General features: G+C 54.6%; 8 protein-coding genes. All 8 read right to left on the bottom strand.

Annotation, left to right across the window (positions count from 1 at the left end; all coding sequences use genetic code 11):
• Nucleotides 1-28: 28 nt before the first annotated feature.
• The 8 genes from B9A31_RS09195 to wecB are packed head-to-tail and all read right to left on the bottom strand — an operon-like array spanning nucleotide 29 to nucleotide 15,040.
• Nucleotides 29-1,270 carry a glycosyltransferase family 4 protein gene (locus tag B9A31_RS09195; RefSeq protein WP_025754744.1) on the bottom strand — a complete coding sequence of 414 codons (1,242 nt, stop codon included), beginning with the start codon at nucleotides 1,268-1,270 and terminating at the stop codon, nucleotides 29-31.
• A complete protein-coding gene (locus B9A31_RS09190) occupies nucleotides 1,267-2,514 on the bottom strand; it encodes a glycosyltransferase family 4 protein (protein WP_019096953.1) in 1,248 nt (415 codons plus the stop codon). Before B9A31_RS09190 ends, B9A31_RS09195 begins: the two co-directional genes overlap by 4 nt.
• Nucleotides 2,511-4,250, bottom strand: a complete 1,740-nt coding sequence (locus tag B9A31_RS09185) for a hypothetical protein (protein WP_027609491.1) — start codon at nucleotides 4,248-4,250, stop codon at nucleotides 2,511-2,513. Before B9A31_RS09185 ends, B9A31_RS09190 begins: the two co-directional genes overlap by 4 nt.
• 43 nt (nucleotides 4,251-4,293) lie before the next feature.
• Nucleotides 4,294-4,740 carry a hypothetical protein gene (locus tag B9A31_RS09180; protein ID WP_141099590.1) on the bottom strand — a complete coding sequence of 149 codons (447 nt, stop codon included), beginning with the start codon at nucleotides 4,738-4,740 and terminating at the stop codon, nucleotides 4,294-4,296.
• A 21-nt stretch (nucleotides 4,741-4,761) separates the two neighbouring features.
• Entirely contained in the window at nucleotides 4,762-6,459 is a 1,698-nt protein-coding gene (locus tag B9A31_RS09175; RefSeq protein WP_019096950.1) for a DUF6270 domain-containing protein, read from the bottom strand.
• 7 nt (nucleotides 6,460-6,466) lie between these two features.
• Entirely contained in the window at nucleotides 6,467-12,625 is a 6,159-nt protein-coding gene (locus tag B9A31_RS09170; RefSeq protein ID WP_084296896.1) for a glycosyltransferase, read from the bottom strand.
• A 13-nt stretch (nucleotides 12,626-12,638) separates the two neighbouring features.
• Complete coding sequence (wecC, locus tag B9A31_RS09165) at nucleotides 12,639-13,901, bottom strand: UDP-N-acetyl-D-mannosamine dehydrogenase (RefSeq protein WP_019096948.1); 1,263 nt, start codon at nucleotides 13,899-13,901, stop codon at nucleotides 12,639-12,641.
• A complete protein-coding gene (gene wecB / locus B9A31_RS09160; protein ID WP_025754747.1) occupies nucleotides 13,898-15,040 on the bottom strand; it encodes a non-hydrolyzing UDP-N-acetylglucosamine 2-epimerase in 1,143 nt (380 codons plus the stop codon). Before wecB ends, wecC begins: the two co-directional genes overlap by 4 nt.
• Between the last annotated feature and the right edge of the window lie 635 nt (nucleotides 15,041-15,675).

The following is a 15,675-nucleotide window of genomic DNA, read 5'->3' as shown; positions in this document are numbered from 1 at the left end:
ATACCCTTTTGTTGGCGTCTGCCAGAAGTCAGTGACTCTCGGGCAACGTACTCAGGCTTCGGCGTGATGAGCGGGCAAGGTATTTTGGGGAAATTTGCAGGATATCCTGCGCCATTTTCTTCTTGATAGAACGGCGTGAGAATTGTTGCACAAATTCAAGGCGGGATGTCTTCTGAATCTCCAACCGCTGGAATGCCTGAATGGCCGCCTCGATATCGCATGGCGGGAACAATGCTACGTTCTTGATTCGTTTCTGCGCGAATCGGCCAGCGTAGCCTGACAAACCACCCCAGATTGGCTTGTCAGTCGCGGCATACTCGAAAAGCTTGGAGGGTAATACCCGGCGAAATGCCTTGAGGTTGTTTAGATGTAGAAATAGAACATCAGCTTGGTAATAAATACGCAGCAACTGATCGCGCCTCATCGGTGGCGATATGCGCACGTTTTCCACCTTGGCATGCTCTAGTGATTCTTTCAAGGCTTCTAGGGCACTGCCGGCGCCTATCAGATGAAATTCAACTTTATCGGCCAAACGTTTGGCCAACTCTGGAAGAATCTGATGGAGCCCTTGCCCTGTACCTATATTTCCGGCGTAGACCACCTGCAACCGCTGTGTGCGCCTTTGAGGAACTGGCAGCTGGGGAGCCTGCGAGTGCTCTATGAATAAATCATCAACGCCATTGGTATAAAGCGTGAACTCACGTCCAGGATAGCGGGTCGTAAAGTAGGGTAAGAAGCCTGGAGAAATCAGGTTGACCTTGGTCGCTTGATTGACAGTCCATCGTTCTATTGGAGAAAAGATTGATGCCGCCAACTGGCCCCAGCGTGAAGGTAATAGTTCGCGCAAAGTGTCGACCAAGATATCGCGAATGTCGAGATAGAGCCCACAACCGTTGCGTTTTGCGATCAGCGCACCCAGAGAAGCTGTCATCAGCCTTGATGATGTAGCAAAAACAAGGTCATACTTTTTTTTGCGGGTAATCTTAAGGGCATTCAACGCGAAGCTGGCGAATGCCTGCGCTTGGTCCCTGATACCACTGCGATGTGCAGGCACATCAATCCGTCTGATTGTCAGCAATGGCAACCGCTCAATGCTTACCGCGTTTGCAGTGAAAGAGTGGTAGCGGTTCGGTTGAGTGGTAACAAGCTCAATTTCCACTTGGTCGCCAAGTTCGGAACGAAGTGCATTGACAAGCGCTTCGGCACGGAATGAACCTGCAGAAAGGTCCGGTGGATAGTAAAAACTCAGCAGGAGGATCCGCGTCGTCATGATCTTGCCTGCGATGAGTGCGGTGCAGAAGAGAGAACCTGTTGGTACAAATCTAGCAGCCGCGACTCCTGCTGCTCCCAGTTCAATGTGACAGCAGTCGAGCTTGCATTTTGCGCATAAGCCTCACGCAAGTTGGCATCCGAGACCAAAACGTTAAGGGCATGTGCAAGGCTTGTTGGGTCATCAGATGGAACAAGTAGACCTACATCATGTCTGCGCACGATCCGGCGGATTTCCGGGAAATCTGTTGCCACCACAGGCAAGCCGGCAATTATATATTCGAACAATTTATTCGAGTCTGTGGTGTAGTGGTTAAGGCACGTATTCTCGATAGGTTGTACACCGATATCTGCGGAAGCCGTATAGCTCGGGAGTTCTGACAGCGGGACCGTCGGTATGATGCGCACTCGGTCTTGTAGCTCAAGTTCTTCAATAAGTTGGTTCAGATTGTGGGCAAGGCGGCCCCCCCCGATGAGCACGAAATAGGCATCTGGTACCTTTGCAGTGGTACGAATAAGCTTCTCGAGCCCACGACCTTGTTGCAGACCTCCTTGGTAAATAACGATGGGCCATTGCTCAGTAAGCCCAAGTTCCTCACGAATCCTGTTTGTGGGGGCGCAGCGTGTTAACCGTGGCCGGTTCTGTAATACTGTCGGGCGTGTGACGTGATATGCCCTGGCAAAATACTTGGCGCGAGCATCCGTAGTAGTGATAGTGCCATCTGCCGCCGGCATCAGTCTTTTCTCAACCATACCCACCAACCGGCGGAAGCTATCGTAACCTTCTCGGCTGGTGCTGATTTCATGTGCGTCATAGACCAAGCGAGCGCGGCTGATGCGAGAAGCCAACCAAGCAGTTGGTAGTGTGTTTACGTCGTGAGAGTGCACCACACTTGCGCCATAGCGGACCATGTGCACGAGCAGGGCTGTGTGAGTCCAGGCACGTGCGATGAGACGCAACACTTGATGCTTGATACCCAGTTTGCCAATAGGTCCCTGATTTTTACCGGCTTGAGGGGGCAACGTGGAAGTAATTTTGCGTTTACGCAATCGCCATAGCGGGCTGCGCGCCACACGAAAGACTTCAACTCCGTCTTCGAGGCGCTCTTGCTGCGGTGTGATACCAGGCGTGTGCAAGGCAAAAACACGGACTTGATATCCTGCATGTTGTAATGTCTGGGCCTCTTTGAGCACTCGGGCGTCATTAAGGAACTCATTCCAGACGATCATTGCGATTTTCTTCATTGAGTGGACTCCTGCCTGAGAACTGGTGATTTTTGTGCCTCAGTTGCGGCAAGAATTTCATCCAGCAACCTAAGTGCAGCTGGATAATCCTTTCTTAGCAGGAATCTTTCAAAGGTGTACATGAGCGCGGACAGTAAGATGTCGTGGGTAGTTGTATTTAATAACGTCGGGCGGTTGCTGCGCGCGATTTCGATTGCCTTGAAAAGGCGCTCTTTCTCAATGACGGGCCAGTTACTTCCTACCGCCTCGATCCGCCAACTGCTCCAGTGACTAAGGTGGTATTGCTTTGAGGCGGAGATAAGTAACGCCTCTGAAGTGATGTCCAGCGACACGATTTGCCGAGGTAGGGCGCTGAGCCTTTTGATAATGAGTTCGAAAGAGTCGAGAAGACGCTCTACCTTTTCTGCATCCTCTGGTGTCGAGCATACGAAACGCAGAGGTTCTATCATCCCCCTCTCTAGCCGTTGCTCCAAGTAGGGACGGGAACGGCTGAAGCGCGATATCAATTCGCTGGCTGGTTCGCAGCAGAGAAGCGCCTCGTTGATTGCAACAACACCATCGCCAATCTGTCGACGGATCAGCTTCTTGTGGCCATCCAGTCGGAAGAGGTGGCAATCGATCCCCTGCAGTACGTAATGTCCTAGCCACTCAATGGATGGCAAGCGCGACTGGTGCTCAAAGAGCAAGCGCTCCTGCACGGCCAAAGTGGTGATGTTATTGCCGAACAGCTTGGCCAAATATTCTTGAGGTTCGTCGTGGTTCAGGACCGTAATGTGAAATGCGTAGACATCAACTGCATCAATTTGGTGCCAGCTGATCTCCATGCCATTGTGGGTGTCGATACCCGCTTGGTCCATTAGCTTTTCTATCCAGGCTTCTCGGCTGGATGGGCTTAGCATACATTCGAGTTGATGATTATTCTGCCGTTGTTCGAGTAATGGCTGGGATTGGAAGAACATGGCATTGATCTGACGATGTTGCATACGAAGACTAATTATGTCCTGCACCATGCTGGTCAAGCGTTGTAAGGCCTGGCGCATGACGAGTACCGCAATGACTGCATGAAATATACGTTGGTGCGGGAAATATAGAAAGTCGGCAACCAGACAGAAAAAACTCAGCAGAAAACCAGTGGCTGACAACGCATTCAGGATGTTCCCGTGATTTTGCTGGAATTGCACTCGAATGTGAGGGCTGAAGTTATAAGCCGTTACACATAGGAGCGTAGCCAGAATCGTGTATCCAAGCACGATAGCGAGCAGTTTTGGATAAATTATCAGGAGAACAACAGCGCTAATGGCGAAGAAGAGAGCGGCTGCCATGGCTCGAGTAAATTTCGAGTATGCGTAAGCCGCGATCTTCTCCTGATTTTCAATAATGTTTAATTTGGCGCTACGTAATAGGAGCGTTCGCGCACCTTGACGGCAGCAGTAGGCGATTAGCAATTCGCTGAGCAGGTAGAGCACATAGCACGCCGCTGCTGCCACACTAAGTGACACGATCAGGTGATTTTTTTTCAATGCCTGAAAGGCGCTGGGGAAGTAATTCGGTATTTTTTCGGAGCCTAATAAGATGATCACCTTAAGAGGCAGGAAAAAGGCGAGCAGAAGAAAAATCTGACTCGCCAGGGTTGTGACCTGCACAGTAATAGTCGTGAAGGGCACAACCCGAAGCAGCTTGATGCCTATCGAGAGGCACCAGCCTAGCGTCGACTTAATATGCTGCTGAAGCTTCATCGGCGGATGATTCGTTCAATGGATTTAATCGACGCTTGCTGGGTCATTTTTCTTGCCAGTAAAGAGTTGCGATGGTAACAGTGTTTTTATCGTTGTTGACGGTGGTGTAAATTCCGCCAATTACAGGAAGATCTTTCTTGTAGTACTGAACTTTGAATTGGTTGCTGTCGTTGCTGATTACCTTGCGGGTGAAACCCGCATTTTGCAACTGCATGTACACGTCGTTTTCGGCCAGCTTATCCGCGGAAGCGTAGCTGTACTCATGCATGCTCAGTTTTCCTGCGCTATTGGGCTTTGCGTAGGATTTCATGTGCTCTGCACTCAGCAGCAGGATCGAGCCGTCAGCAAGATTCAGTTCAGCTTTCGGCTGTGCAGGTTGTACTGCCTCTGCTGCCTGATTGTCAGTTTTTTGGGATTCAGCCGCTTGCTGATCACAACCGGATATTGCGATAGCGAACAGGGAGAGCAAAGCAGCGGTTTTGATTTTCATGTTTTCCATTATTCCTTTGGATCAACTCATGATTCGTGCAAGCAATTGTTTGGCAACAGTTTTGTAGTAAGTGCTGTCATAATGGTAGGGGCAGAAAGCCCACTTGTGGTCACCGCCTGCGACCAGCCCGGCTTCCAGGCCGCCGATCTGTTCGACAGCGGTTGCCGAGTCTTCAAGCGTGGCGAGCATAGGGTCGATGACAGAGTTGTTCAACTCGATCAGCTTCTCAAACTCACTACCTTTGAAACTTTCAAGGCTTGAGTCCTTTTTGTATTGCTCCGCCCATACTGCTCGGTGAACGAAGATATTCGGGCAAATATTAGAGACTCGCTCCAGGAACGCAGGCAATGCCCACTCTCGCAGTTGTTTTACCTCCGGACTCCAAGGGCGCTTGATCTCATGAGGGATGCTTTTGCGTTCCAGCGCTTTGAGCAGTGGTCCGCTGGCAGACATGAGAGAGCTCTGGTGTTGAACAATCCCAATTCGCTCATCAATGAAATCAATGATCACGATATCAGGACGGGACTGTTCGAGAAGCTGCCAATGCAGCTTGTGCTGGTCCCAGTGAGAGCGCTTGCCTTCAAATGAGCTTGCGTCTATGCCAAGCTTTGGATCGAAGCAAGGCGGGGCCATCCAGGAAACGACGGATGAACGAGCCATATAGAAACAGATTTCGAATGCTTCAAGCGTGCTCTTTTGAAACTCGAACAAATCCCGAGTTACACAGGAACCCAAGATGGCTACTCGGATTTTTTCTTTGAGTGGCCCCGCTGGATTTGGACGAACAGCCGTGCGTTCGAGTTTTGCTTTGCGCGTTATCAGGGCGTTCAGGCATTCACTGGGTTGATCAGTGCCCTTGTTGAGCTCGATTTTGATCTGGTTGCGCACATTGCCAAGCTTTTCAAGATACTTATGCGGCATACCTATCGGCGATTGTTTGAGGAGCGAGGACAGGAAGTCCAAGCGCTGCTGGCTCAAACCGAATGCGCGCAGTTGTGATTCTTTCAAACCTTTGGTTTTGCTTGTGTCGCCGAGAATTCGTGCGCGTGCACCGAAGAAATACGAGTCACTCAAAGGATGCTTGGTGTAGGTGTAAAGCGGTTGCTTTGATTTCAGCAGGATGTGTTTGGCGTTAATCTCCTGCTTTCTCAGCGTCTCCACCACCAAATGGTGGGCATACTGAGTGATGCTCCGGCTCTTGGTTCCGCGAGTCTTGTCAACGAGGGTCAACGCCAAGGCCAGCGTGTCATAGGTGACGGGACGGTAGCAGTCATCAGACGGCAGGAACTCCAGGCCGTTGTGCAGAGAAATCAGCAACATCTCTTCAGCATGCTCGTTTGATCGTGCGTGCTGCTGAATCGTGTCGATTACTTCCTCATGAATGCAATCGTCATCATCAATTCTCGACGTGAGGACGATATCCTCGCGCGTTTGTGCCAAGAGCTTGGTCACCTCTTTGCTGGTCAGCGAATAGTCGCTTACTTTCTGTGTCTTGGCGTTCAGGCCGGATGCGGTGATTGCCGCCTCCAGGCGTGCCTGGTGCAGGATAGGGAGAGCTTCGTCGATGAAGATCGTCCACTCAAAGTCTCTGTTGCGCTGGTTGGCGAGGGATGGGAAGACCGTATTGGTGAAAATTTCCAGCCGATACGACAACCACAGCTCATCCTTGATTCCGATGCCAAAGTTGGTGAAAACGTAATGTTTCAAAGACTTGCTCATATCTACTTCAAACGTCTCGGAATGTGTTCAGTTCAAGGGTGGCCATCTTCTTCCAGTCGCTTTGGCCGCGCACGCGTTCTGCAGCTTGGCGGGACAGGGTGGAGAACAGCGCTTGATCCAAGTACATGCGTTCAAGGGCCTCGGCCAGTTGTACGGCGCTTTCCGGTTCGACGACAAAACCACTTTCCTTGTCCACGAATTCCGGAATCGCCGCCACACCGGTTGTGACAGGGACAAGCCCGGAGGCCATGGCTTCGTCTCGCGATACGCCTTGGGTATCCATACGGCTCGGGCACAGGAATACTCCGTGCTCCTTGTGCAGCGCGGCGATCTCCCCGTGGTTGAGGAAGCGGCGCTCGATGTGCACGTTTGAGTAAGAACGCAGCGGTGCGAGAGTATCCTCAAACAATGGCCCGTCGCCCACGATTCGGAACGTCATGTCCTTGAACCATGGCTTTTCGGCCAAAAGTTCAATGGCTTTGACAGTCAGATCATTCGCGTATGTTCGCGAGGTGTACGGGCGGATAGATAATACCTTTTTTCGCTGTTCTGCTGCTTTCTGAACGTAGCTGAAATTTTCGGTATTGATGGGGTTGTGGATAATCTCGTACTGGCCTTCTGGCAGGCGGAAGCCAAGGTCTTCCATGACTTCTTCTGCAAAATAGCGGGAAACAAAAACCAGCTTCAGGTTCTTGTGCATCGGCTGCAGTATGGCACGCCAGAAACTCATGCGTTTGTCGCTGGCGAGCTTGCCCAACTGCAGTTGTTCGTCGGTGTTGAAATTGTACTCGCGGCGCCACCATGGTTGGATCTCTGCACCATGTACCCATACAGTGATTTGGGTGGTATTCAGGTACGAGCGCAGTACATTCCACATATTCTCGTCCAGGAAATGAACGAGAATTGACTTGTAGCGGTTTTTCTCAAGCATTTTTGCCAAGGTAGAGCGGCAACCCGTAACCACATCAATGTTCTGGAACTCGTGGTAGCTGACGGTCTCATTGTCGCGCAGGCGGAAGACATCTACTTCAACGCCTTGCTGCTTATACGCTGACACTCGGCTATGCACAAACTTGTTGCGATACAGGTCTGCATAAGCCGGGTAATGGTTGGTCAGCAGCAAATGCTCGCCGCGCCCCATCATTTCGGAAGGTTGCAAGTTGCGATGGCCAAGGACTAGCGCCCTCAACTCTGTGCTACCCGATGCATAGGCGCGAAGGCCAAAACGAACATACGCTGCTTCTGGTGGTACTTCGGCTGTCTGGTTGCGGTTGGCATGTTGCATGACATGGCTGATCCGCTGTTTTTCAGCGTCGAGGAACAGCACTACCAGTTGCAAGTTGAGGCCAGGGGTGCTGTCGAGGAACAGTTTGAGTTTACCGTCAACGCAACCGAGCTCTTCCAGGCTGGACTCCTGCTTCGAGTAGATGTACTCGTGCTTACCGTCTGCCAGCTTGGAGTACACGCGCCAGTTATCGCCATCAACCGAGAGTTCAAGGAACTTGTTGTGGGCTACGCCAAACATTTCGGCCAAGCCTCGGCCACTGATCTCAGGAGCATCGCGGCTAGCTTTCAGTGGCTCAATGGACTGCGCTCGCGCCTGCAGCTGATCGATGGTCATACCGAGGTTAAGCACGAGGTCGTTGACCTTGGCGCTGATGCTTTCATGCTGTGCAGCGCCGTTCTCGCAATAGTTGAACGGATCAATTGCCAAGCCTTGGGCATGGGGGTATTGCAGTGACGGCAGATTCTTCAGCCAGCTGCGCAGCGGCTGTTCAGCAACAATTTCGGTAGCAACCAGCGAACGGCGGGCGCTCAGAGTCTGGATCGGGCGGTAGGCCTGTTCGCTCGACAGCAGTTCGGCATTTTGGCCCTTGCAGGTGAAGTGGGCTGCTTTACCGACTACCTGGGCACGGCTGTAGCGGGTTGCCAGTGCCAGGTCGAGCAGGTAGTTCGGGCCATAGTAGTCGCCGGGCATAAAGGCGGCTACCCAAGGTGTATTGCCAACCAGTTCACCCAGCGAGGTTTTTTTCAGTTGTGCTGGTTTGAGTACCAGGATGCGTGGGTCATCGCTGACGATGCTGCTCTGGTAGGCATCGCTGATGATGACCATGCGCACCTGGCTGTAGGTCTGGCGGTTCAGGTGGGCGCGCAGCGTGTCGAACTGCTCGCGGTCCTGGGCTTCACCGATCACCACGATTTCCGGCAGGCGCTGGGCTTTCGCAGTACCGGTCACCTTGCTCAGCACGTACTCCAGACGCTGGGTGTAGGTGTGCTCTTGCATCACTTTACGCAGGGCTGCGAGCTTGAGCTTGTCACTGTTGAGCGGGTCTTCGGCTAGCAGTTGGAGGCGGCGCAGCATTTCTTCGCCATTGTCGGTGGTGACTACCAGGTCGCCGAACAACAGGCGTACACCTCGGGAGAAGTTGCTGACGGTGATGGTGTTGCAGCCCAGCAGCTCGAACACTCGACGTGCGAACATCGATTGCGACTGCTTGATCGAGTTCAGGTTGATCGCGTAGCGATAGCCTTTGTAAGCCGTGTCGATTTTTTCGAAGGGCAGAGTGCCAACGATGTACGGCTGGTATTCCTCGGGGAACTGGTAGTTGGCGTCGTTCTTACCGAAGTTGCGGTCGAAAATTTCCAGCGGACGGAACTTAGGCAGTTCGCATACGAAGTTGCCCAGGTCGCGGGTACGCTCTGGGTAGCGGGCGTAGTAGGCGCCGGCGAAGCAGAATGCGTCTTTGCGCTCGTACAGCTCGATCGGGTTGTGCAGCGCTGGCTGGCAGGCGAACGGCAGCAAGTAGACGCGGTCGTGACCGAGCGCACCTTTATAGCGGTGAATGCAGTCGATGTCAGTGGTGAACACGTGGTCGAACTGCTTTGCAGTGGTCAGGAAGGTTTCGAAGTGAACCGGGTCTTCCTTGTTCCAGAATACCGTCGGTACCTTGTTCTGACGGCACCAGGCCAGGATGTCTTGCAGCTCTTGCCCGTTGTGGCCAACTTTGCTGCCCCACAGATCGTCCTTGCCGCGCCACGCGGATTCGATGAACAGCAGTTCTGGGCCAAAACCTTCGATTTCCGCTTTCCAGTTGGTTGGAGTGAGCGGCATCAAGTCACATTCGTAGCGATAGGAGCCGAAGGTAAACTCATCCATTACGCACGCCACTTTCAGGCGGCTGACGGGTTGATCGGCCTGCCGCAGCAGGGTGGTGCGGCTCTGCTCGCTGGTCGGAAGGGCCACCGGCAGCTTCAGGTAGTTCTCGTCCTGTACGGCAGGTGCTGGCAGCAGCGCCTTGTGTGGTTCGCTGGCCAGCAGCTTCTGCTCGTTATGCTGGCGTTGCTGGCTGGCTTTTCGGTACAGGCGTAGCAGGCGCACTGGTAGCTTGACCAAGCCGCCCAGTGAAGTGGCGCTGTTCTTTATCTGGTAACCAAGTTGATAGGTCATGCTTGCACGGGTTTTGACCAAGCGCTGCTCTGCCAGGTGGCGCTGGGTATTGGCACGCCCGAGGTTTTCATTGAGCTCGTCGATCTTACGCTGCTGTGCGGCACTGCGTTCAAGCAATTGATTGAGGCTGGCCTTTAGCTGTGGGATTTGTTCGCCGGTCAGTGTGCGGTACTTCATGTTTGCCGCACCCAAGCCTGCCTTGGACGAGTTGAGCTCGGTTTCAAGTTGCTGGCGCAGACCTTGCCATTCTTTATTGGTGGCAGCGAGGCTGGCTTCGGCTGCCTGACGGCTGGCGCTTTCAAGCACCAGTTGCTCTTCCAGCATCTCTTTGGCTTGATTGAGTGACGCAATGCTTTCTTCGAGGGCCGCCCGCGCTTCTTCAGATTCAGTATTGGCAATGGTCAGCTTGTGCAGCTGGTCTTCCAATTGGCAGCGTTGTTCAACCAAGGCATTGATTGAGTTTACCTGGGCAGCATGTTCACGCTGGCTTTGAGCCTGAGCGTCATTCATCCGCTGCAATTCAGCTTCCAGTTCAGCTTGCCGATTTTGCAGCACAACGACCGTCTCGGCTTGAGCTGTATAGGCCTGCTCGCTTTGACGCTGCATCTCGTTCATGGCTTGCCGCTGCTTGGTCAACTCAGCATCCAGTTCAGCTTGACGTGCCTTCAACAGGGCAATGGTCTCTGCTTGAGCAGCGTCGGCCCGTTGGGTTTGGGCCTGCAATTCGTTCATATACTCCAACTCGCTTTCAAGTTCGGCTTCCAGTTCCGCTTGGCGCAGGCGCAGCGTGGTAATCGTGTTCTCTTTCTCAGCAATATCCTGCTTGCTTTGGGACTGTAGGCGGGTCGTTACCTCAATCTGGTCTTGCAACTTGATACCCATCGTCTCTAACTGTTCGCGCAATCCTGCGATGGTTTCGAGGTGGGTAGCGTTGGCTTGGTCAGATTGGGCCTGAAGCTTGCTCGTTACCTGCAAGTGGCGCTCAAGGTCGGATTCCAGTGCCGCTTGGCGCAGGCGCAGCGTGGTAATCGTTTGCTCTTTCTCAGCAATATCCTGCTTGCTTTGGGACTGCAGGTGGGTCGTTGCCTCAATCTGGTCTTGTAACTCGATACCCATCGTCGCCAACTGTTCGCGCAATCCTGCGATGGTTTCGAGGTGGGTAGCGTTGGCTTGGTCAGTTTGGGCCTGAAGCTTGCTCGTTACCTGCAAATGGCGCTCAAGGTCCGATTCCAGTGCCGCTTTCTGGGCCTGCAACTCCGCGAAGTTCTGCAGAGCGGTCGCTTCTGCGCGTTGAGCCTGAGCTTGATGGTCGCTCATTGCCTGCACCCTGCTCACCAGTTCGGCCTGCAATGCCGCCCGCTGTGCATGTAACGCGGTGATCGCGTCGATATGCTCGGCGTTTTTCTGCTGTGCATCGATCAGTAGTTCAGTAGCTTGTTGGTGTTGGCTTTCCTGTTCGGCTATCAGTGCGGCTTGATGGGCTCGCAAGTCGGTGATGGTGGCGATATGGCTATCGGTTACTTCCTGTGCTTGGGACAGCTGGGCGGCTAAGGTCTTGAGCTGTTCTTCCTGCGCCAGTTGTTTCTCTTTGGAGCCACGCAACTCGTCGGTTGCCTTAATCAACTGCATTTCCACTTCGGCGTGCTGGTTCTGCAGCTGATCGAGTCGTTGCTCTGAGTCTGCGAGGCTTTGTGCGTAAGCCTCCCTAGACGCCGCGAATTGCTGTTCCAGTAGGCCATATTGCTCAGTCGCTACACGCTCCTTTTCGTTGGCTTCCGTCAGCTGCTGCGTGATCTCATCCAGCTCCTGGACATGCTGCGCGTTGGCTTCAAGAAGTCCGCGGTTGGATTCTTGCAGCATCGCGATATCCGCGTCGCACGCCTGCAACCGCTTGGAAAGCGCTTCAACTTTTTGGGCTTCTGGCTTGAGCAGGGTGATTTGCTCAGTTGCACTGCGGTACTTTTTGTTCGCCTCTTCCAGGCGCTTGCCAATTGCGCCAAGATTTTCGCGCAGGGCGCGCTCAATAGCTTCAAAGGCCTTTTCCAGCTCACGCACACGCTCGACAGTCAGTGACTCGATGACCCCCGGCTTATGTGACTCGTTTTTCACAGCAACAATACCCAGCCATTTACCGAGCATCTTGATTTCGATGATCTGCAAATGCTCGGCCAGCAGCCGGAACGGTTCCATCAGGTAGAACGTGTGCTTGTGGTCAATGAAGTCATTGACCCCGAACGGTACGGTGATCACCAGCCGGCCACCCTGCTTGAGCAGGTCGTAGGCCTTTTCGACGAACAGCTCCGGGCGTACCAGGTGTTCGAGCACTTCGCTGATGACAACGGTGTCCGGTTCAACCTCGAGCGTATCCAGCGCGAGGAAGTCTGAATTGATATACGTGACGTTTTGCTGGATGTGGGCAGGCTCCGCAGACAGGTAACCCTTGGCCTCTTCGATGGCCTGCGGGCTGGTGTCCACACCGGTGACCTGGCAACCCTCACGTGCCAGTAGCAGGGGCACGATGCCCTGCGAGCAGCCCACATCCAGGATCCGACGCCCTTTGACCTGGGCGCAGATCCAGTGGATGCGGGACTGCGTTTCGCGCATGAACTGATCCCCCAGCTTGCCGTAATAGGCTTCCATCACGCGATCATGAATATCGGCCAAAGGTGAAGGCAGCTCTGTGGTCACGGTAGGTTTCTCAAGCGTGGGGTTGTTCATGCGGTTGGGTCCATCAGGCCTGGGTAACGCCAGCTGCGTCGATCACAAAGGCCGCGTCGCGTACGTTGAAGGTGCCGCGGAATTCGCGGTGCTTCACCAGCAGCACGTGGATGTCGGCGCTGTCCTGGGCAAAGTCGAATTCCACGTGCTCGTGGCGCGCCAGGCGCTGCGGCAGGGCTTCGATGTTTGGCTCGACCAGCTGCAGGGTGGCTTCCAGCTCGTTACCCAGGCGCTCGGCGATGCTCAGGGCCGGGCTTTCGCGCAGGTCGTCGATGTCGGCCTTGAAGGCCAGGCCGTAGCAGGCGATTTTCACTTGCTGGGCCGACTTGCCCGGGTTTTTGATCAGGAAGTTGGCCAGGGCCATCTTGACCTTGTCGATCACCCACTCAGGTTTGCTGTCGTTGACCACACGGGCAGTGCGGATCAGGCGAGCCTGCTCTGGGGTCTGGCTGACGATGAACCATGGGTCTACCGCGATGCAGTGGCCGCCAACACCCGGGCCAGGCTGCAGAATGTTGACGCGTGGGTGGTGGTTGGCCAGGCGAATCAACTCCCACACGTCGATGTCCAGCTTGTCGCAGATGATCGACAGCTCGTTGGCGAAGGCAATGTTCACGTCACGGAAGCTGTTTTCGGTCAGCTTGCACATTTCGGCAGTGCGGGCATTGGTGACGATGCACTCGCCTTCAACGAAGGTACGGTACAGGCGTACAGCCGCTTCCGAGCACTTCTTGGTCATGCCGCCGATGATGCGGTCGTTTTCTACCAGCTCGCGCAGCACGTGGCCTGGCAGTACGCGCTCAGGGCAGTGGGCAATGCGGATGTCGGAGGCTTCGCCGTGGGTTTGCGGGAAGCTCAGGTCCGGGCGGGCTTGTGCCAGCCAGAAGGCCATCTGCTCGGTGGCACCGACCGGGGAGGTGGACTCCAGGATGACCAGGTCGCCTTTTTTCAGCACGGGCGCGATGGCCTTGCTGGCGGACTCGATGTAGCTCAGGTCCGGCTGGTGGTCATCCATGAACGGGGTCGGCACGGCGATCAGGAAGGCGTCGGCAGCTTCTGGCACGGTGGAGGCGCGCAGGTAGCCTTCGGTTACGGCAGCGTGAACCACCATGTCCAGCTCAGGCTCGACGATGTGGATTTCGCCACGGTTGATGGTGTCGACCGCGTGCTGGTTCACATCGATACCGATCACGTGCTTTTTGCGGGCGGCGAAAACGGCGGCGGTTGGCAGGCCGATGTAGCCCAGGCCTACGACGGAAATCTTGTTGAAGCTCATGCTGCGTCCTTGGAGTTAGAGAATGCGGAAAGTGCGTCGAGGATTCGCGCGCACGCTTTTCCATCGCCGTAGGGGTTGTGGGCGAAGCTCATCTCGCGGTAGGTCGCATCGTCGGTGAGCAGTTTTGCCAGGTTCTCGGTGATCGATTCCACATCCGTACCCACCAGCTTGACGGTGCCGGCAGCCACGGCTTCCGGGCGCTCGGTGGTGTCACGCATGACCAGTACCGGCTTGCCCAGGGCAGGGGCTTCTTCCTGGATGCCGCCGGAGTCGGTGAGGATCAGGTACGAGCGGGTCATCAGGTAGACGAACGGCAGGTAGTCCAGCGGTTCGATCAGGTGGATGTTGTTGACGTCGGCCAGCAGGCGGTTCACCGGTTCGCGCACGTTCGGGTTGAGGTGCACCGGGTAGACGATATCCACGTCAGGGAATTGACGCGCGGTGTCTACCAGCGCCTGGCAGATGCGCTCGAAGCCGCCACCAAAGTTTTCGCGGCGGTGGCCCGTGACCAGCACCATGCGGCGTTCAGGGTTCAGGAAGCTGAACTGGGCTTCGAACTGGTTTTTCAGGGCCGGGCTTTCCAGCTTGCGGACGACTTCCAGCAGCGCGTCGATCACCGTGTTGCCGGTGGTGTAGATGGTCGCGGCGTCAGTGCCTTCACGCAGCAGGTTGTCCTGCGAGGTGGAGGTTGGCGCGAAGTGCAGGGCGGCCAGGGCGCCGGTCAGGCGGCGGTTGCCTTCTTCCGGCCATGGCGAGTACAGGTTGCCGGTGCGCAGGCCTGCTTCCACGTGGGCGATCGGAATCTGCTGGTAGTAGGCGGCCAGGCTGGTGGCCAGCGTTGTAGCGGTGTCGCCGTGCACCAGCACCACGTCGGGCTTGAACTCGGCCAGCACAGGCTTCAGGCCCTGCAGAATGGCAGTGGTCACGTCGGTCAGGTCTTGGCCTGGCTTCATGATGTTCAAGTCGTAGTCGGGCGTGATCTCGAACAGCTCCAGTACCTGGTCAAGCATCTGGCGGTGCTGGCCGGTTACGCAGACGCGCGACTCGAAACGGTCGTCCTGGGCGAGGGTGAGGGCCAGTGGTGCCATTTTGATGGCTTCTGGGCGAGTGCCAAATACGATGAGGGTCTTGAGGGACACGGCGACGGTCTTCTGTGTATTGAGTGAAGGCGGTTGGAACGACTGCTAAACGCGAGGATCCGGGTGTTGCTCAGGTCGGCCGAGGGGGGCCTGGCTGGCGCAGCACGACCGAAATCGGGCAGGGCCAGTGAGGGGGGGGTGAAAAAAATTTCATTTTGCTCGGATCCTTCAAGCGAAGCGGCTGTCCTATGGCCGCGAATTTATCATTTTGTCATCAATATGGCATCCCGTCTGGCACGTTTTTTTCCCCCGATCGAGCGAATTTGCCCATAAGTATCTAGAGATTGGATCCGATATTGGTTATATATATCGGATAAAACGATTGTTTGATGCCATACAGACATCATGCCAACGAAGTCAATATAACTATCGTATGCGACGAACGGGTGGGGGCCTTGTCCGGCAAGGCTTGTAGGAAAAACAACCGCTTTTGGTCTGAATGAAAGCCAGGTTAAACGGGAATTTACCTAGCGGCGATTTGCTATCGCTTTTTTTTCATGAAGTTAACTCGAAACATGGCTTAACGCCATCATTTTTGGGTGGTCGAAGTTGGTTTTTTTAATGTTTGATTCGGTAACGATTAACCTCGCCAAGAGCCTGTCTGCAAAGTGGCAGAACCGCTAGGGTTGTTTGCG

The sequence above is a fragment of the Pseudomonas sp. URIL14HWK12:I5 genome, from assembly GCF_900176445.1.
GTDB lineage: Bacteria > Pseudomonadota > Gammaproteobacteria > Pseudomonadales > Pseudomonadaceae > Aquipseudomonas > Aquipseudomonas monteilii.
This window is presented reverse-complemented; position numbering and strand designations above follow the sequence as displayed.

Excerpts from the sequence above, each read along its gene's own strand:
- wecC (WP_019096948.1), bottom strand. The coding sequence starts at position 13,901 with ATGAGCTTCAACAAGATTTCCGTCGTAGGCCTGGGCTACATCGGCCTG.
- B9A31_RS09170 (WP_084296896.1), bottom strand. The coding sequence starts at position 12,625 with ATGAACAACCCCACGCTTGAGAAACCTACCGTGACCACAGAGCTGCCT.
- B9A31_RS09175 (WP_019096950.1), bottom strand. The coding sequence starts at position 6,459 with ATGAGCAAGTCTTTGAAACATTACGTTTTCACCAACTTTGGCATCGGA.
- B9A31_RS09180 (WP_141099590.1), bottom strand. The coding sequence starts at position 4,740 with ATGAAAATCAAAACCGCTGCTTTGCTCTCCCTGTTCGCTATCGCAATA.
- B9A31_RS09190 (WP_019096953.1), bottom strand. The coding sequence starts at position 2,514 with ATGAAGAAAATCGCAATGATCGTCTGGAATGAGTTCCTTAATGACGCC.
- B9A31_RS09195 (WP_025754744.1), bottom strand. The coding sequence starts at position 1,270 with ATGACGACGCGGATCCTCCTGCTGAGTTTTTACTATCCACCGGACCTT.
- B9A31_RS09185 (WP_027609491.1), bottom strand. The coding sequence starts at position 4,250 with ATGAAGCTTCAGCAGCATATTAAGTCGACGCTAGGCTGGTGCCTCTCG.